The sequence below is a fragment of the Nocardiopsis sp. CC223A genome (genome assembly GCF_030766825.1).
Taxonomy (GTDB): domain Bacteria; phylum Actinomycetota; class Actinomycetes; order Streptosporangiales; family Streptosporangiaceae; genus Nocardiopsis.
This window is the reverse complement of sequence record NZ_JASFDV010000013.1, coordinates 80640-104070: the sequence shown is the minus strand read 5'-3', so window position 1 is coordinate 104070 and position 23431 is coordinate 80640. Positions and strand designations below refer to the sequence as shown.

The 23431-nt window shown below is 72.5% G+C and carries 19 protein-coding genes; 11 read left to right on the top strand and 8 right to left on the bottom strand.

The window, feature by feature from the left end; genetic code table 11:
• The 4 genes from QJS33_RS07830 to rimP form a co-directional block, all read right to left on the bottom strand.
• On the bottom strand, window positions 1-392 hold a 392-nt coding region (locus QJS33_RS07830; RefSeq protein ID WP_306367195.1), incomplete at its 3' end, for a translation initiation factor IF-2 N-terminal domain-containing protein.
• A 212-nt stretch (window positions 393-604) separates the two neighbouring features.
• The gene (locus QJS33_RS07825) at window positions 605-913 is read right to left on the bottom strand and encodes a YlxR family protein (protein WP_306367200.1); all 309 of its coding nucleotides are present in this window, start codon (window positions 911-913) and stop codon (window positions 605-607) included.
• A gap of 27 nt (window positions 914-940) precedes the next feature.
• Window positions 941-1963 (bottom strand): transcription termination factor NusA, encoded by a 1023-nt coding sequence (gene nusA / locus QJS33_RS07820; protein WP_306367194.1) that lies wholly within the window; start codon window positions 1961-1963, stop codon window positions 941-943.
• A gap of 24 nt (window positions 1964-1987) precedes the next feature.
• On the bottom strand, window positions 1988-2470 hold the full coding sequence (gene rimP / locus QJS33_RS07815; protein ID WP_306367193.1) for a ribosome maturation factor RimP: 483 nt from the start codon (window positions 2468-2470) through the stop codon (window positions 1988-1990).
• 373 nt (window positions 2471-2843) lie between these two features.
• Between rimP and QJS33_RS07810 the strand changes: the two genes are divergently transcribed.
• Both QJS33_RS07810 and QJS33_RS07805 read left to right on the top strand, forming a co-directional pair.
• Complete coding sequence (locus QJS33_RS07810) at window positions 2844-3341, top strand: ferritin-like domain-containing protein (RefSeq protein WP_306367192.1); 498 nt, start codon at window positions 2844-2846, stop codon at window positions 3339-3341.
• 43 nt (window positions 3342-3384) lie between these two features.
• Window positions 3385-3831: a DUF4439 domain-containing protein gene (locus QJS33_RS07805; protein WP_306367191.1), complete on the top strand. Its 447-nt coding sequence runs from the start codon at window positions 3385-3387 to the stop codon at window positions 3829-3831.
• Window positions 3832-3899: 68 nt separating this feature from the next.
• Here QJS33_RS07805 and QJS33_RS07800 read toward each other — a convergent pair whose 3' ends face one another.
• Complete coding sequence (locus QJS33_RS07800; RefSeq protein WP_306367199.1) at window positions 3900-5636, bottom strand: proline--tRNA ligase; 1737 nt, start codon at window positions 5634-5636, stop codon at window positions 3900-3902.
• A gap of 177 nt (window positions 5637-5813) precedes the next feature.
• On the opposite strand from QJS33_RS07800, the gene QJS33_RS07795 reads away from it, so the two are divergent.
• The 6 genes from QJS33_RS07795 (at window position 5814) to QJS33_RS07770 (ending at window position 11725) form a co-directional block, all read left to right on the top strand.
• Window positions 5814-6656, top strand: a complete 843-nt coding sequence (locus QJS33_RS07795; RefSeq protein ID WP_306367198.1) for a spermidine synthase — start codon at window positions 5814-5816, stop codon at window positions 6654-6656.
• 103 nt (window positions 6657-6759) lie between these two features.
• Window positions 6760-7926: a sensor histidine kinase gene (locus tag QJS33_RS07790; RefSeq protein ID WP_306367190.1), complete on the top strand. Its 1167-nt coding sequence runs from the start codon at window positions 6760-6762 to the stop codon at window positions 7924-7926.
• A gap of 3 nt (window positions 7927-7929) precedes the next feature.
• Window positions 7930-8607 (top strand): response regulator transcription factor, encoded by a 678-nt coding sequence (locus QJS33_RS07785; RefSeq protein ID WP_306367189.1) that lies wholly within the window; start codon window positions 7930-7932, stop codon window positions 8605-8607.
• A gap of 147 nt (window positions 8608-8754) precedes the next feature.
• Window positions 8755-10017, top strand: coding sequence for a cytochrome ubiquinol oxidase subunit I (locus tag QJS33_RS07780; RefSeq protein WP_306367188.1), 1263 nt, complete (start codon window positions 8755-8757; stop codon window positions 10015-10017).
• 14 nt (window positions 10018-10031) lie between these two features.
• Window positions 10032-10958 carry a cytochrome d ubiquinol oxidase subunit II gene (locus tag QJS33_RS07775; protein ID WP_306367187.1) on the top strand — a complete coding sequence of 309 codons (927 nt, stop codon included), beginning with the start codon at window positions 10032-10034 and terminating at the stop codon, window positions 10956-10958.
• 434 nt (window positions 10959-11392) lie between these two features.
• Window positions 11393-11725: a hypothetical protein gene (locus QJS33_RS07770; protein ID WP_306367186.1), complete on the top strand. Its 333-nt coding sequence runs from the start codon at window positions 11393-11395 to the stop codon at window positions 11723-11725.
• A 672-nt stretch (window positions 11726-12397) separates the two neighbouring features.
• Here QJS33_RS07770 and QJS33_RS07765 read toward each other — a convergent pair.
• The 3 genes from QJS33_RS07765 to QJS33_RS07755 all read right to left on the bottom strand — a co-directional run bounded on the left by QJS33_RS07765 (window position 12398) and on the right by QJS33_RS07755 (window position 15900).
• A complete protein-coding gene (locus QJS33_RS07765; protein ID WP_306367185.1) occupies window positions 12398-12667 on the bottom strand; it encodes a DUF6406 domain-containing protein in 270 nt (89 codons plus the stop codon).
• A 206-nt stretch (window positions 12668-12873) separates the two neighbouring features.
• Window positions 12874-15171, bottom strand: coding sequence for an accessory Sec system translocase SecA2 (gene secA2, locus QJS33_RS07760; protein ID WP_306367197.1), 2298 nt, complete (start codon window positions 15169-15171; stop codon window positions 12874-12876).
• A 108-nt stretch (window positions 15172-15279) separates the two neighbouring features.
• Window positions 15280-15900 (bottom strand): ATP/GTP-binding protein, encoded by a 621-nt coding sequence (locus QJS33_RS07755; RefSeq protein WP_306367184.1) that lies wholly within the window; start codon window positions 15898-15900, stop codon window positions 15280-15282.
• A gap of 726 nt (window positions 15901-16626) precedes the next feature.
• Here QJS33_RS07755 and hisS point away from each other — a divergent pair.
• The 3 genes from hisS (at window position 16627) to QJS33_RS07740 (ending at window position 23275) form a co-directional block, all read left to right on the top strand.
• Complete coding sequence (gene hisS, locus QJS33_RS07750; RefSeq protein WP_306367183.1) at window positions 16627-17955, top strand: histidine--tRNA ligase; 1329 nt, start codon at window positions 16627-16629, stop codon at window positions 17953-17955.
• A gap of 178 nt (window positions 17956-18133) precedes the next feature.
• Window positions 18134-20587, top strand: coding sequence for a LuxR C-terminal-related transcriptional regulator (locus tag QJS33_RS07745; RefSeq protein ID WP_306367182.1), 2454 nt, complete (start codon window positions 18134-18136; stop codon window positions 20585-20587).
• 147 nt (window positions 20588-20734) lie between these two features.
• Window positions 20735-23275: a LuxR C-terminal-related transcriptional regulator gene (locus QJS33_RS07740; protein ID WP_306367181.1), complete on the top strand. Its 2541-nt coding sequence runs from the start codon at window positions 20735-20737 to the stop codon at window positions 23273-23275.
• The last annotated feature ends 156 nt before the right edge of the window (window positions 23276-23431 follow it).

The window sequence follows — 23431 nt, the reverse complement described above, 5'->3', positions numbered from 1 at the left end:
GACTCGCCGCGCGGGGCCTTGGGGCCCGGCTTGGGCGCGGCCGGGCGCGCGGGCTCGCCCTGGAAGGACGGGGGCTGCGCGGCCGGGTTCTGTGCGACCGGTGCCTGCGGGGCGGGTTTGGGAGCCGGACCCGGCTTGGGCCCCGGCTTGGGTGCGGGCCCCGGCTTGGGGGCCGCGGAGGACGCGGCGCGCGGGCCGGGCTTGGGAGCCCCGCCCTTCTTGCCGCCGTCGCTCCCGTTGTTGAAAGCTTCCTGCAGGCGTCGCACGACGGGGGCCTCTATCGTCGAGGACGCCGAACGGACGAATTCGCCCATCTCGTTGAGCTTGGCCAGAACGGCCTTGCTCTCTACTCCGAACTCCTTGGCGAGTTCGTACACCCGGACCTTCGCCACTACTCTCCTTCAGCTTCGGTCCGGGACATGGGCTCGTGCCGGACCGTTGTTAGCTCGTACTCATCGCTGCGTACTCATCAGGCGCTCATCGCAATCTCGACCTGCTTCCTCATCGCTACACAACAATGGGCCGTACAAAACTCGTGCAGCGCACAGCACTGCACGCCGACCTCGGTCACTACAACCCGCAGGCCGGCCCGGACATTCCAACCCTATCGGGACGGGCTCGCCGGTGGGTCGTGCGGGGTGACGCCGAACAGCGCCTCCACACGTGAAACGTCCCACCCGCCGTCGCCCGGTCCCCTCCGAAAGGCGCGTGACCACACCCGCCTGCGCTCGGCCGCTGCGAAGCACCGCCGATCGTCGTGCAGGTAGGCACCGCGACCCGGACGTCGACCCCGCACGTCGGGGATGACGGCCGTGCCCTCGGCCACCATCCGAACGAGGTCGGATTGGACTGCCCGCGACCGACACCCCACGCACGTACGCGTGGGACGGCCGGGACCGTCTCCCGCAACCATATCGCGTCGAGCCATGGCCGCGACCCGTTAACCGTCCGTCGCGGCGCCGCGACCACCCGTACCGGTCTCGTCCTCTGCCCCTTCGCGGACCTGCGGGGTCTCCGCGTCGGAGCGGATGTCGATGCGCCAACCGGTCAGACGCGCGGCCAGGCGGGCGTTCTGGCCCTCCTTGCCGATCGCCAGCGACTGCTGGTAGTCGGGGACGATCACCCGGGCCACCCGGGCGGCCATGTCGAGGATTTCCACGGAATTGACCCGCGCCGGGGACAACGCGTTGGCGACGAACACCGCGGGGTCGTCGGAGTGGTCGACGATGTCGATCTTCTCCCCGTGCAGCTCCGCCATGACGTTGCGCACGCGGCTGCCCAGCGGGCCGATGCAGGCGCCCTTGGCGTTGACGCCGCCCCGGTTGGAACGGACCGCCATCTTGGTGCGGTGACCGGCCTCACGCGCGATCGCGGCGATCTCCACGGTGCCGTCCGCGATCTCGGGGACCTCCAGCTCGAAGAGCTTGCGCACCAGGTTGGGGTGGGTGCGCGACAGGGTCACCGAGGGGCCGCGGTGGCCCTTGCGGACCTGCACCACGTAGGCGCGCAGGCGCTCGCCGTGGGTGTAGGTCTCGGTGGGCACCTGCTCCTGCGGGGGCAGCACCGCCTCGATCCGGCCCAGGTCGACCTGGACGTTGCGGGGGTCCTTGCCCTGCTGGATGATGCCCGAGACGATGTCGTGCTCGCGCCCGGCGAACTCGCCCAGGGTCAGCTCGTCCTCGGCGTCGCGCAGACGCTGGAGGATGACCTGCTTGGCGGTGGAGGTCGCGATGCGGCCGAAGTTGGTGGGGGTGCCGTCGGACTCGCCGACGACCTCGCCCTCCTCGTCCAGTTCGGCCACCCACACGATGACGTGCCCGGTGGAGCGGTCGAGCTCGACCCTGGCCTTCTTGTCGGGGCCCTCTTCGCGGTGGTACGCGATCAGCAGCGCGTCCTCGATGGCCCGGGCGACCAGCTCGACGGAGATGTCCTTCTCGCGTTCCAGGCTGCGCAGAACGCTCATGTCAATGTCCACGGGGCTCCCCCTCTAGTCCGCCGCGTCGGTGTCGGCGGCACGGCGGAATTCCACCTGCACCCTGCCCTTGCCGATCTCGGCGTAGGCGAAGGTGCGGGGGCGGCCCTCGACGTCCAGGGTGACGCCCTCGTCGTCGGCCGCGGTGACCCGGCCGGTGACCTCGCCGCCCTCGGCGAGGGCGGCCTGCACCAGGCGCCCGCGCGAGCGGCGCCAGTGCCTGGGCAGGGTCAGCGGGCGGTCCACCCCGGGGGAGGTGACCTCCAGGACGTAGGGCAGCTCGCCCATGACGTCGGAGGACTCCAGGGTCGTGTCGACCTCCTGGCTGACCTCACCGACGGTGTCCAGGTCCACCCCGTTCTCGGAGTCCACGACCACGCGCAGCACCCGGCGCTTGCCGGCCGGTGTCAGCTCGACGGCCTCCAGGTCCAGCCCGGCCGCGGCCAGGACGGGTTCCAGCAGCTCGGCGATGCGCTCCTCGCGCGCCTGCGCTCCCATGTGGTGTGCCCCTTCAAGGCGAGAATCCCGCCCGTACGGCCTTCGGGCCGGTGTACGGGGCGGTCCAGCTCTGTACGTAAGTCTTCGACTGGTGGGTCCGCTCCCCGACGGGGACGCGAACCGGCCGCGCGTCGCGTACGACGGCGGTCGTGGTGCAAGGGTATCCACACCCGGACCCTTTCCAGGTCGCCGTCCGTGGCAGGGGCGCGTCGGGCCGTGTCCCGGCGGGCCCGCAGACCCTGCCCTGCAAGGGTTGTGGACGGGGAGCGGTTCCGGTGCCGGGCGTGGAAAGATAGGGGGCGAGGACGAACAGCCGGGCGTCCGGCGCCGGGGACGGCGCGGGGCGGGGGACCGGGCACGAAAGGGAGAGCGCGTGGGCGAGGTCGGGTTCAGCCGCCGTACGGTCCTGGGCGCGGCGGTGGCGGCCGCCGGGGTCGCCGGGCTGAGCGGGTGCGGAGAGACCGATTGGTACCCGTCCGACGTGACCCCCGACGAGCACGTGATCCGCTCGCTGCTGTGGGAGAAGGAGCTGGTCACGGCCCGCTACGCCACGGCGATCGAGACCGGTTCGGGACCGGCCGACCTGCTGGAGCGGTTGCGCGCCCACCACCTGGAGCACGTGGACGCGCTGACGGCGGCGCTGCCCGCGGACTCGGCGGCGCGGGAGGGGTCCGCGGCCGCGTCGGAGGAGCCGACCGATCCGGCCCCGGGCACCGCACCCGACGCCGAGGGACTGCGGGTGCTGGAGGCCTCGGCCGCGGCGGCCCGCATCGACCAGGCGGCGGCGGTGTCCGATCCCGGCCTGGCCCAGCTGATCAGCGGTATCGGAGCCTGCGAGGCCGTGCACGCCCACCTGCTGGCGCGCGCGTGAGCGGCCGGGTGATGGAGAGAACGGTGGAAGGTGGCGGTGCCCGGTGAGTGACGCGGACCTGTCCGTCGAGGCGGCCGACGACGGCCCCGAGGCCTTGGCGGAGGCCCTGGCCGCCGAGCACGCGGCGGTGTACGGGTACGAGTTCGCGGGCGGGGCCGGGGGCGACCTCGACTTCCGGTCCCGGGCCAATGAGACGGCCCTGGTCCACAAGGCGCTGCGTGACGAACTGCACGCGCTGTCGGTGGCCTCGGGCGTGGACCCGGCTCCCGCACGGGCGACGTACCCCCTGCCGACGGCCCGCGACGACGCGGCCCTGGACGCCTTCCTGCTGGGGCTGGAGGAGGTGGCCGCCCGCGCCTACGCGTGGCTGTCGGCCGCCCGCGACACCGACCTGCGCACCGCCGGGGCCCGCGGCCTACAGGACGCGGCGGTGCGGGTGGTGGAGCGCGGCGGGGAGCCGGTCGCCCTGCCGGGGTTCGACGGGGCCTGAACCCGGCCCCGGTACGCCGACGGCTCCGCCCGGGGTCCCGGGACCCCGGGCGGAGCCGTTCCCGTGGGTCAGGCGCGGCAGGCGGCCACGGTGCGTTCGACGATCGCGTCCAGGGCGACCTCCTCGCGCTCGCCGGTGGCGCGGTCGCGCAGCTCCACCACGCCGTCGGCCAGGCCGCGGCCGATGATGACGGCGGTGGGCACCCCCAGCAGCTCGGCGTCGGTGAACTTCACACCCGGCGAGACGCCCTTGCGGTCGTCCACCAGCACGCGCAGCCCGCGGGCCTGGAGCTCGCCGGCGATGCGCAGCGCCTCCTCGATCTGGTCGCCCTTGCCGGTGCCGATGACGTGCACGTCGGCCGGGGCGATCTCGCGCGGCCAGACGATGCCCTTGTCGTCGTGGGACTGCTCGACGACCGAGGCCACCACCCGGGAGACGCCGATGCCGTAGGAGCCCATGGTGATGCGCTTGGGCTTGCCGTCCGGTCCCAGGGCGTCGACCTGGAAGGCGTCGGTGTACTTGCGGCCCAGCTGGAAGATGTGGCCGATCTCGATGCCCCGCGCCGTGTACAGGGTGCCCCGCCCGTCCGGGGAGGGGTCGCCGTCGCGGACCTCGGCGACGTCGATGACGCCGTCCGGGGTGAAGTCGCGCCCCGCCACCAGGTCGATGACGTGGTGGTCGGGCCGGTCGGCGCCCGTCACCCAGGCGGTGCCGGTGACCACGCGCGGGTCGACCAGGTAGCGGACCTTGTTGTCGAGCAGCGCACGGGGACCGATGTAGCCCTTGACCAGGAACGGGTTGGCCGCGAAGTCCTCCTCCTCCAGCAGCGCCACCTCGGCGGGCTCCAGGGCGGCCTCCAGGCGCTTGAAGTCCACCTCGCGGTCGCCGGGCAGGCCGACGGCCAGCAGCTCCCACTCGTCCGAGCCCGGGACGCGGGTCTTGACCAGGACGTTCTTGAGGGTGTCGGCCTCGGTGAAGTCGCGGCCCAGGTCCAGCCCGTTGAGGAAGTCGACGAGGGCCAGGATGGTGGCGGTGTCCGGGGTGTGGTGGACCTTCGCCTCGGGCAGCCCCTCGACCGGCAGCGCGGCGGGGGCCGGGGTGGTGACCGCCTCGACGTTGGCCGCGTAGTCCGACCCCGTGCTGCGCACGAAGGTGTCCTCGCCGGTGGGCGCGACCGCGAGGAACTCCTCGGAGGCCGATCCGCCCATGGCGCCGGAGGTGGCCTTGACGATGACGTACTCCAGGCCCAGCCGGTCGAAGATCCGGATGTAGGCGGCCCGGTGCTTGTCGTAGGACTCCTGGAGCCCGGCGTCGTCGATGTCGAAGGAGTAGGAGTCCTTCATGTGGAACTCGCGGCCGCGCAGCACGCCGGCCCGGGGCCGGGCCTCGTCGCGGAACTTCTCCTGGATCTGGTACAGGATGACCGGGAAGTCCTTGTAGGAGGAGTACTCGCCCTTGACCAGGAGGGTGAAGACCTCCTCGTGGGTGGGGCCGAGCAGGTAGTCGGCGCCCTTGCGGTCCCGGAGCCGGAACAGGGTGTCGCCGTACTCCTCCCAGCGGCCGGTCGCCTCGTAGTACTCCTTGGGCAGCAGCGCGGGCAGCAGCAGCTCCTGGCCGCCCATCGCGTCCATCTCCTCGCGCACCACGCGGGCGACGTTCTCCAGGACGATCTTGCCCAGGGGCAGCCAGGAGTAGACGCCGGGGGCGGCGCGGCGCACGTAGCCGCCGCGGACCAGCAGCTTGTGGCTCGGCACCTCGGCGTCCGCCGGGTCCTCACGCAGGGTGCGCAGGAACAGGGTCGACATCCGCAGTAGCACGGCCACTCCTCGGTGAACGCGCCCCGACCGGGGCGCGGGTGTTGGAACAACTCGAAAGAACAGGGGAACCCCAGGCTAGCGTCCTCGGGGGGCGCAGCGCGCGGCGATTCCCGACCTGTGGACGACTACGCTGGGGGCCGCACCGGGACGGACGGGACGGGGACGATGGGCGGACGCGGGACACGGAACGACGACGAGGTCATCGGGGCGCCCGGCATGGAGCTGCTGGCCGACGCCGACCGGGCCGAATCGTGGTTCCTGGTGGTGGGCGGCACACCCCAGTCGCACGTGGACCTGTCGGACCCCGGGCACCTGGACTTCTCCTACGTGCGGCGGATCGCGCACGCCGCCGACCTGGTCGCCCCCGGCCGGGAGCCGATCGACGTCCTGCACCTGGGCGCCGGGGCGCTCACCCTGGCCCGCTACATCGCGCACACCCGGCCGGGTTCGCGCCAGCGGGCGGTGGACGTGGACGCCCCGCTGGTCGACCTGGTGCGGCGGCGGCTGCCGTGGGACCGGCGGGCGCAGCTGCGGGTGGGGATCGGCGACGCCCGGGAGTGGATCGCGGCCCGGCACGGGGCGAGCGCCGACCTCATCGTGTCCGACGTCTTCGCGGGGGCCCGCACGCCGGCGCGCCTGACGTCGGTGGAGTTCTACGCCGAGGCCGCCCGGGTGCTGCGCCCCGGCGGGCTGCTGGCGGTGAACGTGGGCGACGGCGGTGCGCTGGCGCACACCCGCGGCCAGGTGGCGACCGTCCGGGAGGTGCTGCCGCACGTGGCGCTGTCGGCGGAGCCGGGCGTGCTGCGCGGCCGCCGGTTCGGCAACCTGGTGCTGACCGCCTCCCACCGGCCGCTGCCGGAGGACGAGCTGTCCCGGCGCGCCCACCGCGACCCGGAGATGGCCCGGCTGCTCTCCGGCGAGGAGCTGGACCGCTTCGTCTCCGGCCGCGCCCCGGTGCGCGACGCCGACGCCGTGGACTCCCCCGCCCCGCCCGACCACGTCTTCTGACCCCCGCCGGGGGCGGAGTACTCCGCGGGGAGTAGGCGCGGGGCCGCGATCGCCTCCCTGGGGAGGACGGAAACCCCTGTGTGCGGGCCGTACCGTCAAGGGTGTGACAGCACTACTCCCGCGCCCCGGCCGCACCGACGTCCGGATCTCCCTGGGGCTCCTGGCCGTCTCCGCGGGCAGCACCCTGGCGGTCGGACTGATCGACCCGGATCCCTACGTCCGCTCCGCATGGCCGTGGGGGTACGCGCTCATCGCGGTCGCCTCCCTGGCCCTGCTGTGGCGCACCCGCTTCCCGCGGACGGTCGGGGTGGTGTCGGTGGCCGCCGCGACCGCCTACTACCCCCTGGGGTTCCCCGACGGGATGGTCATGGCCTGCACCGCCGTGGTGCTCTACAGCCTGGTCCGGTGGGGGCACCGCGCCTTCGGGTGGACGCTGGGGATCGTCCAGTTCCTGGCGGTGAACGGCTACGAGCTGGTGGCCAACGCGACGTTCCGCCCCGAGGCGCTGGGGATCGTCGGCTGGGTGCTGGTCCTGCTGTGCACCGGAGAGGTGGTGCGCTGGCGGCAGGAGTACCTCAGGGCGGACCGGGAACGGAAGGCCGAGGTCACCCGCACCCGGGAGGAGGAGCTGCTGCGGCGGGCCTCCGAGGAGCGGCTGCGGCTGGCCCGCGACGTCCACGACACGGTCGCGCACAACATCTCGCTCATCAACGTGCAGGCCGGCACCGCCCTGTACCTGATGGAGAACGAGCCGGAACGGGCCGTCGAGGCGCTGTCCACCATCAAGCGGACCAGCAAGGACACGCTCGTCGAGCTGCGCGCCATCCTCGGGGTGCTGCGCGCGGCGGACGAGGGCGCTCCGCGCTCCCCGGTGGCCGGTATCGACCGGATCGACGAGATCGCGGAGGCCACCCGCAGCGCCGGGGTCGCTGTGGACGTGAAGGTCACCGGGGCTCCCGTGCGGCTGCCGGTGGGCACCGACTCGGCCGCGTACCGCACCGTTCAGGAGGCGCTGACCAACGTGGTGCGGCACGCGGAGGCCGACCAGGCGACGGTGCTCGTCGACTACCGCCCCTCCGAGCTGGTCATCGAGGTCGCCGACGACGGGCGCGGCACGCTGGGCGCTCCCGCCGCGGGCAACGGCATCAGCGGCATGCGCGAGCGGGCCTCCCTGGTCGGCGGCACGGTGGACGCGGGCCCGCTGGAGGGTGGAGGATTCCGGGTGCGGGCCCGGCTGCCGATCACGGGTTCCGACGAACGAACGGGGTGAACGTTGATCCGCGTACTGCTGGCCGACGACCAGGCGCTGGTGCGGGCCGGTTTCCGCGCCCTGTTGGACAGCGCGGACGACATCCAGGTGGTGGCCGAGGCCGCCGACGGCGAGGAGGCGGTGCGGCTGGCCCGCGCCGAACGTCCCGACGTGGTCCTCATGGACATCCGCATGCCCGGGGTGGACGGCCTGGCCGCGGCCGCGCGCATCATCGCCGAACCCTCCCTGGCCACGACCCGGATCGTCATCCTGACCACGTTCGACCTGGACGAGTACATCTTCGAGGCGCTGCGCTCGGGGGTGAGCGGGTTCCTGGTCAAGGACACCGAGCCGCGCGACCTGCTCCAGGCCGTGCGGGTGGTGCACGACGGCGAGGCCCTGCTGTCCCCCGGCATCACCCGGCGGCTGATCGCCGACTACACGAGCCGCCCGCGCACGGCCCCGGCGCCTTCGCCGCGGTTGAACGACCTCACCGACCGGGAGCGGGAGGTGGTGGCGCTGGTGGGGCGCGGGCTGTCGAACGAGGAGATCGCCCGGGAGCTGGTGCTCAGCCCCGCCACCGCCAAGACCCACGTCAGCCGCGCCATGGTCAAGCTGGGCGTGCGGGACCGGGCGCAGCTGGTGGTGCTCGCCTACGAGTCCGCGCTGGTGACCCCCGGCTGGAGCGGGCGGACCCCCTAGGGGTTCCCCGTAGCCCCCGGGGAGTAGGGCCCGGGGTCCGGATACCCCCGGAGGAGACGGGCGAAAGCCTTCCGCCGGACGATGCCCGGCACCGGACCCGCACCGGATGCTTCTCGTGATTCCCGACGACGATCACGAGGCCCTGCGATGTTCGACGATCCCCTCCTCCTGGCGCGGCTACAGTTCGCGTTCACGGCGGCGACGCACTACATGTTCGTGGCCCTGACCCTGGGCCTGGCGCCCTACATCCTCGTCGCCCAGCTGCGGGCGGCCCTGTCCGGCGACCGGACGCGGATGTCCGCCGTCCGCTTCTGGGGCGGGCTGTACCTGGTCAACTACGGCATGGGCGTGCTCTCCGGGCTGGTCATGGAGCTCCAGCTGGCGCTCAACTGGAGCGGCCTACAGGAGATGTACGGCTACTCCTTCGGGGCGCCGCTGGCCCTGGAGACGATGACGGCGTTCTTCGTCGAGTCCACGTTCCTGGGGCTGTGGATCTTCGGATGGGACCGGATGGGCCGCTGGGCGCACCTGGGCTGCTTCGCGGTGGTGACCGCGACGGCGTACATGTCGGCCTGGTGGGTGCTGGTGTCCAACGGGTTCCTGCGCAACCCGGTGGGCTTCGAGATGGTGGACGGGGTCGCGCACCTGACCGATCCGGTGGCGCTGATGACCAACCCGGCGGCGACCATGGCGTTCGGGCACATCGTGACCGGTGCCCTGCTGGTGGGCGCCGCGGTGATCATCGCGACCAGCGCCCACCACCTGCGGCGGGGGAACGACCCGCAGCGGATGTTCTCGCGCGGCATCACCTACGGAACGCTCGTCATGTGCCTTCTGCCGATCCCGGTGGCGGCCTTCGGCGGGGTGCAGTTCGAGCTGTTCGACCAGGCTCCGCCGACCAGCGGCCAGACCTACACCGCGGCGGAGATCGAGGCCGTCGAGGCGGCCGGCGACGGGGTCCCGGCCGTTGTGGGGGGCACCGCGGACATCCTCATGATGAGCATGTGGGGCCTGATGTTCTTCCTGGGGCCGGTCCTGCTGCTGGGCCGGCTGGTGGCGCACTTCGCCCCGGGCGTTCGGCGGATGCGGTGGGCGCTGTACCCGCTGGCCGTACTGCCCTTCCTGCCCTATCTGGCGAGCGTCGGCGGGTGGGTGTTCCGGGAGACCAACCGCCAGCCGTGGACCGTCGTGCACCACCTGACCACCGCCGACGCGGTGACGCCGATGTCCCCGGCGGCCGCGGCGGTCTCCTTCGGGCTGTTCACGCCGGCGTTCGCGCTGCTGGCCGCCACGACCTGGTGGCTGCTGGTGCGGTTCGCCCGGCGCGGCCCCGAGGGCGGACCGCTGGCCGAGCACCGCGACGACGACTCCGCACCGGCGGAGTCCCCCACCTCCGTCCCCTCCTTCTGATCCGGAGCCATGCCATGTCGGACGTCCTGTCCTCTCTGTCCTCTCTTCTGCTCGCCCTGTTCGTCGTGGGCTACCTGGTGCTGGCCGGGGCCGACGTGGGGCTGGGCATGCTGATGCCGCGCGTGGCGCGCGGCCCCGACCAGCGGCGCCGGGTGGTGGCCGCGATCGCCCCCTACTTCCTGGCCACCGAGGTGTGGCTGGTGTCCCTGGTGGGGGTGCTGGCCGGGTTGTTCCCGTCGGTGGAGCACCATGTGGTGGCGCGGCTGTGGCCGGTGCTGGTGGCGTTGGCGGCCGGGCTGCTGGTGCGGGACGCGGGCCTGTGGCTGCGCTCACGGGTACCGGGCGCGGGGTGGGCGGCGCTGTGGGACGGCGCCGTCGTCGCCGGCAGCTGGACGCTGGCCCTGTCCTGGGGCTGGGTCCTGGCGTCACTGATCGCCGGGGAGCCGGGGATCTCCCTGTTCACGGTGGCGTGCGCCCTGACCGTGGCGTTGCTGTTCGCGCTGCGGGGGGTGGCCTTCGGGGCCGAGCGGCTGGTCGGCGAGTCCGACGCCGAGAGCGCGGACGTGGCCGCCCGCGACACCCGCCGGATCGCCCTGGCCGCCCTGGCGGGGACTTCGGTCACCGCGGTGGCCGCCCTGCCGTCGGGTGCCGGTGTGGGCGCAGCGGCGCTGGTCCCGGCGGTGGTGCTGGCGGCCGCTCTGGCGGCGACGGCGGGCCTGTCCGGTCCGATGCTGTCCCGGCACACTTCCGCGGTGGCGATCTCCGTGCCGGGCGTGCTGGTGGCGGTGGCGGGAGGACTGCCGCTGGCCGCCGTCCCGGACACGACCGCGGTGCTGGTCTGGTCGGTGCTGGCCCCCGCAATTCCGGTCATGCTCATCGGTCAGGTTTGGCTCTACCGAATGACGCGCCGACCGAGCCGTTCCCCGGGCTTCTTCGCCTGAGCCCGGACCTCTCGGACCCATGGGGCGGGGCGTCCTGGCCGCGGGCGTGTCGGTCAGGATTCGTCAAGGACACCGTCTCGGATTGGGAAAGCCCGGCTCCGGGCACATCACCTGTCGGGAACCGCGCCGCCCGGGCGCGGTGGACCGGACTTCGGACCGATCCGAGGAGGGAACATGACCCACCCCTTGACCACTTCCCCGAGCGCCTGTGGCTGCGGTTCCGGCTGTGGCTGCGGCTGCCAGAGCGGCGGTTCGTGCGCCTGCGGCGGCAACTGCCAGTAGCCCGTCCGCACCCCCTTCCCGGCGGGCTGCCCCTCCCCTTGGGGGCAGCCCGCTTTCGTGCGCACCCCCCACGTCGCGACATTCCGCGACGATAGGTATACGCTTAGTCACTAGATGTATCTGCGCATCCACCCGTTGGGGGGAGATCGGCGATGCCGCTCACCAGGCCGACGAAAGGGAGTGCCACCGAGCACGCGTTACTGCTCCGGTGCGTCGAGGGCATCCGGGAACGCTCGGCGCGGGCGGTCCCCTGGGAACCCGACACGGTCGGGATACCGCGGGGCGGCTCCGAGAGCCCGCTGTCCCGGATCAACGACGTGGCCTTCTACGCGAACGCGCGCAACGACGTGGCGGCCCTGGCGGGAGTGTGCGCGGAACTGCTGCGGCTGCACCACCCCGGGGACGGCGAGGCCGGGACGTGCACGGGGTGCGGACTGCCCTGGCCCTGTCCCACCTTCGAGGAGATCTCCCGGCTGCCGGGTTGAAACGGACGCCGCCCACCGATTCCGGGGCGCGATCCGGTCTCGGCGGGCGGCGGTCCTCACCGGCCGTCCTTGACGCCCGGTGACCGAACCACCGGACGCCCTCACCGGGCCGGGCATGGCCTGAGCGTAATACTGAAACACGTTCTAATGCAAGCCCCGAAGAGTGGGCTTCTCCCAGCAGGGGAGCGAATTCCCTCGCCCCAGATGCACTGGAACCGGTTATGAACACTCCCCCGGATGCGGACAGGATCGTCCCCTGAGCACGGAAAACAGGACGGGAAAGCGGCAGAGAGGACCCGCCGACGGCGGGGAGGTCAGGCCCAGGGGCGGGGGACAGCCCCTGGGACCGACCACGGGGCGGCGGGCGAGGCGACCCGGAACCGGGTCCCGCCCTGCCCGAACGACGTTAACGAGGCGGCGGTAACACGGACACCCACCTTCAGATAACCGGAGCGTCTCGATCCCACGGGAGATGACCGGAATGCCCGCCGCGCCCCGTGACGGCGTCGACGCCCACCGTTACCGCGCACTCACCGGGCGAAAACGTGCCACATGCGAAAAAACCGGGAACCGTCACCCTGGGCCACCTTTCCCGGAAAGGTTGCACGGGGTTGCGATTCCCGGCTCAAGCAAACAAGGCCGACCCGCCGGACTCCTCGGCGGGGCGAGTTCTCAACTAATGCGCGTGGCCAGCAGATAAGCGGAAGGGGACTCCGGCTCGATGATATCGGTGACCTTCCACACCTGCCCCCCGACACTGAACACGTCGCCCACCCGGACGTCGATCATCGGCGTGGGCCGCCACTCCTTGGGGCCGCCGATCTTGGCGACCGCCCGGCCGTCCTCGTCGATCCAGAACTGGCCGCCGCCCACAGGACCGCCGAGGAAGCGGTCGTTGCGTCCGTAACTGATCTTCTCCTGCGCGCCGATTTCGTGGACCACAGCAGTTTCTGCCCCAACCGTCTCGGATTCTCTGGAAAACGCAGCCATGTTAACCCGCGCCGGTCAATTCCGCATGGCGATTCCACCGTCACGGAGGCTTTTCAGAAGAGTAGCCGACAAAAGCAAGTGCGGGCCGGGACCAAAGTCCCGACCCGCACGGGGAAAAGGCAGTGGAACGAGCCCCGGGGAACAGGCGCCCCCCGAAACTACTTGTTACCCATGAGCCCCTTGATGCGGCCCGCCACCGCCTCCAGGGCCGAGCTGAACGGGTGGTCGTGGACCATGTACGTCCACGTCATCGACGGACGCTTGACGCCCACCTCGGAGACGTCCAGGGCGCCGTCCACGACCTCCAGCTCCTCGAAGCTCTCCGCGGCCCGCGAGCGGGCGTCGTCCAGGAAGCCCTTGAACACGGGCACGGCGTCGCGGTTGAACTCGTCCAGCGGGTCCCGGCGGCCCAGGAAGCGCAGGTGGATGCCCTCGCGCAGCTCCGACAGGAACGCGTTGTGGTCGGTCCAGCCGCGGTCCAGGTGGTACAGGGTGATGAGCCGGGCCGCGTCGGCGACCGCCTCCTCGCCCACCTCCTCGACCAGCTCCCCGTGCTTCTCGGGCCGGTCCTTCTTGATGTGCCGGTCGCCCTCGTCACCGGTGAGGACCAGCTCGCGGTGCTCCAGGACCACGTCCCGCTGCACGTCGATGAGCTGGTTGTAGCGCCAGGTGTTGCGGTGCACCTCCAGCAGCTGCCCCTCGGCGACCCGCTGGGCGTGGTCCACCATCGACAGCCAGGCCGGGTCGGTGATCTCGCCGCGGTCGTCGGTGGTGTAGCCGGAGGTCTCCGACGCGTTGTTGACCACCACGTCGTCGTCCATGCTGACGAAGAACACCGAGTCGCCCGGGTCCCCCTGGCGGCCGGCGCGGCCGCGCAGCTGGCCGTCCAGGCGGCTGCTGGGGTAGCGGCCGTAGCCCATCACGTACAGGCCCCCGGCCTCGACCACCCGGTCGCGGTCGGCCATGTCGCTGCCGCCCAGGCGGATGTCGGTGCCGCGGCCGGCCATCTGGGTGGACACCGTGATGGCACCGTGGGTGCCCGCCTCCGCGATGACGGCGGCCTCGTCGGCGTCGTTCTTGGCGTTGAGGACCACGCACTCCAGGCCGGCCTTGCGCAGCCGCTCGGCCAGCCGCTCGGACTCGGCGACGTCCTGGGTGCCGATGAGGATGGGCCGCCCGGTGGCGTGCACCTCCTCGACCTCCTCGACGAGGGCGTCCTCCTTCTCCTCGCGGGTGGCGAAGAGGTGGGTGCCGTGGTCCTCCCGGACGTTCGGCTTGTTGGAGGGGATGACCGCGACCTCCAGCTCGTAGAACTCGCGCAGCTGGTCGGCCACCGCCATGGCCGTACCGGTCATCCCGGCCCGGGTCGGGTAGCGCAGGATCAGCGACTGGACGGTGATGGAGTCCAGCACCTCGCCGGTCTCGCTGACCGCGACCTTCTCCTTGGCCTCGACGGCCGCCTGTAGACCGTCCGGCCAGCGCTGGAGCAGGGCGATGCGGCCACGGGACTCGTTGATGATCCGGACCTCGCCGTCGCGCACCACGTAGTGGACGTCGCGCTGGAGCAGCACGTGGGCGTGCAGCGCCAGGTTGACCTGCGGCAGCAGGGAGGACTCCTCCTCGGCGTACAGGTCCACACCGCCCAGCGCCTTCTCCACCGCGTCGATCCCGGCGTCGGTGAGCTGGACGTTGCGGCCCTCGCCGTCGATCTCGTAGTGCATGCGCGGCTTGAGGGTGCGCACGATGTCGGCCATCTCCACGTCGGCGTCGACCCGCTCGGCCGCGCCGGCCAGCACCAGCGGCACACGGGCCTCGTCGACGAGCACGGAGTCGGCCTCGTCGATGATGGCGACGTGGGGCTCGGGCACCACGCGGTCGGCGATGTCGGTCACCATGCGGTCGCGCAGCACGTCGAAGCCCAGCTCGCTGACCGGGGCGTAGGTGACGTCGCAGGAGTACGCCGCGCGCCGCTGCTCGGTCGTGGAGTCCTCGGTGATCCACCCGACGGTGACGCCGAGCATGTCGTAGAGCGGCTTCATCCACTCGGCGTCACGACGGGCCAGGTAGTCGTTGACGCTCATGACGTGGACGCGCCGGCCGCGCAGGGCGAAGCCCGCGGCGGCCAGGGCACCGGTCAGGGTCTTGCCCTCACCGGTGGCCATCTCGGCCACGTGCCCGTCCAACAGGGACATGACGCCCAGTAGCTGGACGTCGAAGGGGCGCTCGTCCAGGGCGCGCCGGGCCGCCTCGCGGCCCACGGCGCACAGTGACACGAGGTCGTCGCGCCCGTAGGGGAGGTCCCCGGTGCCGAGTTCGATGGCCCTGTCCGTCAGCTCGGTGTCGTCGAGCTCGCGCAGACCATCCTCCTCGGCCTCGATAGCCGACAGGAGCTTGGTATAAGGCCGCAGATCCACCGCGCCGGGCTTACCCAGCAGACGGCGCACGCTTTCCGCCATTCGTCCGAACACCACCACAGGGTAACGCCGGACACACACCTCACAAGACCCCGAACGTGCACGTTCGAGAACCGGCCGCACGGACCCGGCGGCCGGTCGGCACCGGGGTCAGACCACGAGCTGGCGTCCGCCCCGTTGGCGGGCCTCCACCGCCATGGCGTGTTTGACGAGGGTCACCAGCACCTGCACGACGGATCTGCGGTCACGGGCGTCGCACCGCACGACCGGGACGTCGGGGGTGAGGTCGAGGGCGTCGCGCAGGTCGTCGGCGGTGTACATCGACGCCTCGGGGTCGAACTCGTTGACGGCCACGACGAACGGCAGCCGGTACTGGCGCTCGAAGTAGTCCAGGGCCTGGAAGGTGTCCTCCAGACGGCGGGTGTCGGCCAGGATCACCGCTCCCAGCGCCCCGCGCACCAGGTCGTCCCACATGAACCAGAAGCGCTGCTGGCCGGGCGTACCGAACAGGAACAGGGTCAGGTCGGTATCGAGCGAGATGCGGCCGAAGTCCATGGCCACGGTCGTGGTCTGCTTGTCCGGGGTGTGGGAGAGGTCGTCCACCCCCGCGCTGGCGGCGGTCACCGCGGCCTCGGTCCGCACCGGCGGGATCTCCGATACGGCGCCGACGAACGTGGTCTTGCCCACGCCGAAACCCCCGGCGATGATGATCTTGGTGGACAGCGCGCCGGGTGCTCGAACGTCGTTCGTGGTGTTGGCTGGATCGATCACAGTCACATGTCCTAGCGAGAGTGCCGGGTCCGAACGGACGGGGTGCGGCTCGCACGGCCCGGGCTAGCGAGGGGCACGACGCTCCCGGGTCCGGACCTCCCCGCGGGCCTTCACGGGTTCCTTCAGCCGGCCGCACGGGGTCGCCGCCCCTGGAACCTAACACCGGATGGCCGTCCTGGACGGCGTTTTGGGCACAGTCGCCGTGCGGGTCCGCTTTCTCACACCGGGGAGGTCCGGGCGCCGGACAGCACGAAGCGCCACCGCACCCTTTTGGGGATCCGATGGCGATCCGTCCCCGCCCGAAAACCGAGAGTGATCAGACAAGCACAGAACTCTACCCCGGGAGATGGACTTTACGACATCGTGAGCGACCGCTTCCGGCCGCTTCCGGCCGCGCCGATCCCTGTCCGCCGCCGTCGGCGGCGTCTACGGTGGAGGACAGGGCCCCCGCACGGTGTACGCGGTCGCGGAACCGACTCCTGGCACGAGCACCCGACCGCACAGTGGGAGCCGTCGGCGGCGTTCACGGACGCGCGGCCGACGAACCGACGTCCCGCTCTTCGACGTCGGAGCCGTCGCGCCCGACCTCCGCCGAAGCCCCACCGGCCCACAACCGTCCACGTGGGCCGGTGGCGGCCGTGCCCGCGCCCCCCGTGGTCGTAGGATGGTCTCGCCCCCGCCCGGGGGCTCTTCCATGTACGACTTCCAGGGAGCCGAGAACTCCGCATGTCCGATCAGCGCGTCGTCCGCCCAGCCCCGATCAGCGGTTTCCCCGAGTGGACCCCCCGGGTCCGGTCCGTGGAGCAGCGCTGGCTGGACCATATCCGCGCCGGATTCGAGTCCTTCGGCTTCGCGTCGGTGGAGACCCCGTCCGTGGAGAACCTGGACGTGCTGACGGCCAAGGGCGAGACCTCCCAGGAGGTCTACACCCTGCACCGCCTCCAGTCCGACCCCAAGGACGACTCCGACGCCAGACTGGGTCTGCACTTCGACCTGACGGTGCCGTTCGCCCGGTACGTCGCCCAGCACTTCAACGAGCTGACGTTCCCGTTCAAGCGCTACCAGATGCAGCGCGTGTGGCGGGGCGAGCGACCGCAGGAGGGGCGCTACCGCGAGTTCACCCAGTGCGACATCGACGTCATCAACGTCGACTCCGTGCCGCTGCACTTCGACGCCGAGCTGCCGCGCATCGTGCACCGGGTGCTCAGCGGTCTGGACATCCCGACCTGGACGCTCAACGTCAACAACCGCAAGGTCCTCCAGGGCTTCTACGAGGGCCTGGGCGTCAAGGACCCGGTCATGGTCATCCGGGCCGTGGACAAGCTCCACAAGATCGGCGACGACGGCGTCCGGGAGGTCCTCACCGGGGGCGGGCTGACCGCGGAGCAGGCCGACGCCTGCCTGGCGCTGGCGCACGTCCGCGGCACCGGCGCGGACGTGCCCGAGAAGGTGCGGGCGCTGGGCGTCTCCTCCCCGCTGCTGGAGGAGGGCCTGGAGGAGCTGTCGTTCGTCCTGGACGACCTGGCCGACCTGCCCGAGGGGGCGGTGGTCGCCGACCTGTCGATCGCCCGCGGGCTGGACTACTACACCGGCACGGTCTACGAGGCGTCCTTCGACGACGACCCCGGCTACGGCAGCATCTGCGCGGGCGGCCGGTACGAGGACCTGGCCGGGCAGTTCATCCGCCGCCGGCTGCCGGGGGTGGGCATCTCCATCGGCCTGACCCGGATCTTCGCCAAGCTCGTCGCCGAGGGGCGGATCGGGGGCGGCCGGGCCTGCCCGACCGACGTGATGGTCGTGGTGCCCGACGCCGAGCGGCGCCGCGACGCCCTGGCCGTGGGCGAGCTGCTGCGCTCGCGCGGGTTCAACACCGAGGTGTTCCACTCCACCGCCAAGGTCGGCAAGCAGATCCAGTACGCCGCCAAGAAGGGCATCCCCTTCGTGTGGTTCCCGCCCTTCGACGAGGACGGCGGCCACGAGGTCAAGGACATGGGCAGCGGCGAGCAGGCGGCGGCCGACCCGGCGGCCTGGTCGCCGGGCGACCGCACAGAGTAGCCGGTCCGCGACGCGGATGCGACCGGCATGGGCGGTTTTCGACCGCTCGTGCCGGAAGCGGCCATTCCCGGGACAGGGCGCGGGGAGAAGTGCGACACTGGGTGCGACTGTTCTCCGCGGTCCCGGGTCCGGACGGGTCCGTGCCGCGGACCGTTCGGTGTCCTAGCAAATCGAGGCCATGTCTCCCCCGCGCCACAACCTGCCCCTGTCCGCCGGCGAGTTCATCCGCTTCGTCGGACGTGAACGCGACATCGTCGATCTGGGCCGCCTGCTGGGCACCGCCCGGATGGTCACGCTGACCGGGACCGGCGGGATCGGCAAGACCAGGCTGGCCCTGCACCTGGCCGAGCGCGTGATGCGCCGGTTCCCCGACGGGGTGCGCTTCGTGGACCTGAGCGAGGCCACCACCGAGGACCAGGTACTGCGCACGGTGGCCGGGGTCCTCCAGGCGGTGGAGGACGACAGCCGCACCACGACCGACGCGGTCATCACCGCCCTGCGCACCCAGAGCCTGCTGCTGTTCCTGGACACCTGCGAGCACGCGGTCGACCCGATCGGGCGGCTGTGCCGCGCGGTGCTGCGCGACTGCCCGCGGGTGCGCATCCTGGCCACCAGCCGCCAGCCCCTCCACGTTCCCGAGGAGAGCATCTGGCGGGTGCCGCCGCTGTCCCTCCCCGCCCGGCCCACGCCCACCGACCCCTACTCCGCCGACCCGGCACCACTGCCCCGGCGCGACGCCCAGCGCTACGAGTCGGTGCGGCTGTTCGTCACGCGGGCGCACGCGGCCCGCTCCGGGTTCGAGATGACCCGGGAGAACTCCGGCCACATCGCCGAGATCTGCCGGCTGCTCGACGGCATGCCGCTGGCCATCGAGCTGGCCGCGGCCCGGGTGCGGGTGCTGTCGGTGCAGCAGATCCTGCGCCGCCTGGACGACCGGTTCCAGCTGCTCACCAGTGACGGTTCCGGCGACCTGCCGCCGCGCCAGCGCACGCTGCGGGCGGTCCTGGAGTGGAGCCACGACCTGCTGAACGAACCGGAGCGGGCACTGCTGCACCGCCTGTCGGTGTTCGGCACCTGGTACCTGGAGGCGGCCGAGGACGTGTGCGCGGGCGACGGGGTGGACGCCGCCGACATCCTGCCGCTGCACTTCTCGCTGCTCGACAAGTCCCTCATCATGGTGGACACCGAGATCGAGGGCACCGCGCACTACCGGCTCACCGAGACGGTGCGCGCCTACGCCGCCGAGCACCTGGCCGCCGAGGGCGGCGAGGACGAGCGCTGGTCCCGGTACCTGGACTTCTGCGTCACCCGCCTGGAGGCGGCGGCCGAGGGCTCCCGCTCCCCGATGGGCTGGTCGGAGCGGCTGGCCCACTTCCGCCTGCTCGACCACCACCGGGAGAACCACGCCCGGGTGGTGCGGTGGGCGCTCTCGCGCGGCCGGGTGGACGAGGCCCTGCGGGTGTGCGTGGCGCTGCGCCCCTACTGGCTGGTGCGCGACCAGGCGGCCGCCGGCGGGCGGATCCTGGAGTCGGTGCTGGCCACCGACCCCGACGGGCAGTCGCCGCAGCTGCGGGCCCGCGCGCTGGCGCTCCAGGCCGAACTGCGGCTGGACCTGGACGTGGCGCCGCGGGTGTCCGCCCTGGCCATGTGCGCCCTGGAGGCGGCACGGGCCTGCCGGGAGGCGGGGGCGGCGGCCTCGGCGCTGGCCACCATGGCGGCGCTGGCGCTGCGCACCAACGCCCTGGACGAGGGGAGGCGGCACGCCGAGCGCGCCCTGTCCTGGGCCGAGCAGGACGGCGATCCGCTCACCGAGACCACCGCGCTGGGCGTGCTGGCCCAGCTGGCCCGGCGGCGCGGGGAGCCGGACAGGGCCGTGGAGCTGCTGCGGTACTGCATCGAGCTGGGCGAGAAGCTGCACGACCGGTGGAGTGTGGCGCGCTGCCTGCACGTGCTGGGGTCGATCGCCGCCGAGCAGGACGAGTTCGAGCGGGCCCGCGACCTGTTCGCCGAGTCGCTGGCGGTGTTCGAGGAACTGGGCGCGGCACCGGCCACCGCGCACTGCTCGCGGGAGCTGGGGCGGCTCTACCTGGCACAGGGGCTGATCCTCCAGGCGCGCGAGCCGCTGGCCTCCTGTCTGCGGGTGAGCTTCACCTCCGGGCAGCGCATCGCGGTGGCCCGGGCGCTGGAGGCGCTGGGCGAGCTGGCGTTGGCCGAGGAGGAGGCCGAGCGGGCCGCCGCGCTGACGGGGGTGGCCGCCGACCTGCGGACGGCCCTGGACCGGCCCTCGGCGGAGACCGTGCGGCTGCGGACGGCCGTGGAGGGGCGGGTGGGCCCGGCCCGCACCGCCGAGGCCTGGAACGCGTGGCGGTCGCTGCCGCTGGAGCAGGTGCGCGACCGCGCGCTGGCCTTCCCCCGCTCCGCGGACCGTCCGGCCGAGCCGGTCACCCTCACACCGCGGGAGCGCGAGATCGCCGAACTCGTCGAACAGGGACTGTCCAACCGGGAGATCGCCGAGCGGCTGACGATCAGTCAGGCGACGGCGGCCCGACACATCGCGAACATCTTCAGAAAACTCTCGATTTCCTCCCGGACCCAGCTGACCGGCTGGGCTTCCGCCCAAGACCGGACATGAGGGGACCGGCGCGCTCCGGCCGCACTTGCACACCGCGCGTGCAGGCGCTAAGACAGAGATTCCGACCGCCCCTCTACGAAGTCGTTCCCTTGCCAGTAACCCCCACCACGGTGAGGACCTCCCCGACCGCCCCGACATGTGAAGGCCATGGCATCTTCGACCGCGCCCGCGCGGCACAACCTCCCTCGGCCGGGCACCGGCTTCGTGGGTCGTGAGCGGGATCTGAGCAGCCTGCTGCGGCTGCTTGAGTCCAGCCGCTCGGTGACCCTGTGCGGCGCCGAGGGGATCGGCAAGACCCGGTTGGCCCTGCGTGTGGCCGAGCAGTCCACCGCGTCCTTCCCCGACGGGGTGTGGGCCGCGGACCTCACCGACGCGCACACCGAGCTGGAGGTCCACGCCCGGGTGGCGCACGCGGTGGGCGTGGTGGAGGAACCGGGGCAGCCGCTGGCGACCACCGTGGTCGAGGCGCTGCGCGACCGGCGGCTGCTGCTGGTGCTGGACGCCTGCGACCATGTCGCGGACGCGGTCACCGGGATCGGCGAGACCCTGCTGGCCGCCTGTCCGGAGGTGTCGATCCTGCTCACCGCGCTCGACCCGGTGCGGCTGTCGGGCGGGACGGTGTGGCGGATGACGCCCATGGCGCTGCCGGTGGCTCCGCGCAACGGCCCGCCGCCCGACCCCGCCGACTCCGAGGCGGTGCGGTTGTTCCTGGACCGGGCGCGCATCCGCGACCCCCGTTTCGCCCCGTCCCGGGAGGAGCTGGAGACGGTGGCGGTGCTGTGCGACCTGGCCGGCGGGGTACCGCTGGGCGTCGAGGTCCTCGGTGGGAGTGCTCCGGGCACCGGACCGGACGCGCTGGCCGAGGGGCTGCGCGCCCACCTGGCCTCGCCCGAGTTCCAGCCGGGCCCGGGGCAGGCGGTGGCGCGCAGCGAGGTGCTGCCGATCGTGCTGGCCTTCGTCTACCGGACCCTGCCCGAACCGGAGCGGGTCCTGCTGCGGCGGCTGTCGGTGTTCCGCGGTTGGGACCTGGAGTCGGCCGAGCAGGTGTGCGCCGACGTCGGCCTGGCCCGGGAGCACGTCCTGGACCTGCTGGCGTCGCTGCTGGACCGCTCGCTCATCACCGTCACCGGAGAGTTCGAGGGGCGGCTGCGGTACCGGCTGCCCGAGGCGGTGCGCGCGTTCGCCGCCGAGCGGCTGGTCGAGGCGGGCGAGGACGCCCAGCTCCGGGAGCGGCTGCTGGACCGGATGACCCGGCTGGCCGAGGACCTGGGGTTCCGGCTGGAGTCGAGCCGGGCCATGCCCTGGAGCGAGCGCGACGCCGGGCGGCGCCGGGTGCTCGCCGAGTTCGACACGCTGCGCTCGCTGCTGCGCTGGGCGCACCGGGAGGGCCGGGCCGAGCCGGGGCTGCGGCTGGCGTCGAGCCTGGTGGCGCACTGGGTGAGTCACCACGACTACTCCGAGGGCGCGCACTTCATGGACCTGCTGCTGGACATGGAGGACGCCGAGAAGGCCCCTTCGCGGGCGCGCGCCCTGGTGGGCCGGGCCCAGCTGGCGCGGGTGCGCCGCGACCACGCCCTGGCGCTGTCCCTGGGCGAGGAGGGGCTGCGGCTGTGCCGGGAGTCCGGCGACGAGATGTTCGTGCGCACCGCCCTGAACCTGCTGGCCCTGGTGGAGGTGCGCGAGCGGGTGCCCGACCGGGCGGCGGTGCGGGTGGAGGAGGCCCTGCGGCTGTGCCGGGAGTCCGGCGACCTGTGGGGCGAGGCGATCGCCCTGGGGACCCGGGGCGCGCTGGCCGCCCAGCAGGGCGACCACCAGACCGCCGACCAGCACTACAACGCGGCGCTCACCCTGCTGCGGGGGATCGACCACCGCTGGGGTGTGGGCATCACCCTCATCGGCCAGGCCCGCGCGGCCGAGCTGGGCGGGGACCTGGTGACGGCGGACCGCTGCTACCGGGAGGCGCTGGACACCCAGCGGATGATCGGCGCCCCCGCCGAGGAGGCCCGCTGCCTGGCCGGGATCGGCCGTGTGGCGTACGCTCAGGACCGGGTCGAGCAGGCCTGCGACTACCTGAGCGAGGGCCTGCTGCTGAGCCACGCGACCGGCCAGCGGGCCGAGGTCGGGCGAGCGCTGATCGCGATCGCCCGGGTGGCCTTCGCGGTCGGCATGCGCGACGCCGCCTGCGGTATCGCCGGAGCGGCCGTGCAGATGCGCGAGCGCTTGGGGCTGTCCGTACCCGCGGCGCCCTGGCCCTTCGGCAACGAAGAGAAGACACGACGACGCAGGAAGCGCCTGGTCTCCCTGTGGGAGGAAGGGCGGCGGCTGAGCACCGCCGAGGCGGTGCGGGAGGCCGAGCGGCTGGCCGAGGAGGGGCGCAGGCCGCCCGGCCGGCGCAGCCCGTCCTCCGCCTCCCGGCGGACGCCCGCCCGGACCGCCCGCCCGGCGCGGACCCCGGCGGCCCCGCCGCCTCCCCCGCCGCTGACGCCGCCGCAGCAGCGCCTGACCCGGCGCGAGCTGGAGGTGGCCCGGCTGGTGAGCAAGGGGCGGAGCAACCCGGAGATCGCACGGGCGCTGTTCATCAGCCCGGCGACCGCGGCCCGGCACATCGCCAACATCAACAGAAAGATGGGCTTCCATTCGCGCACGCAGATCGCGGCGTGGATGCAGAGCCACGGGGGACGGGACTGACGGTTCCCCCGAAACCCCCGCGAAGGGGCCCGCTATCGGCCCTGCGCACCGAATCTACATATGCATCTGCATAGCAATATGCATGTGCATCCGACCGTGAACGCGCTAGGCTTCAAGCCATGGAACGCACGCGATCGCGGCACCTCGGTGACACGT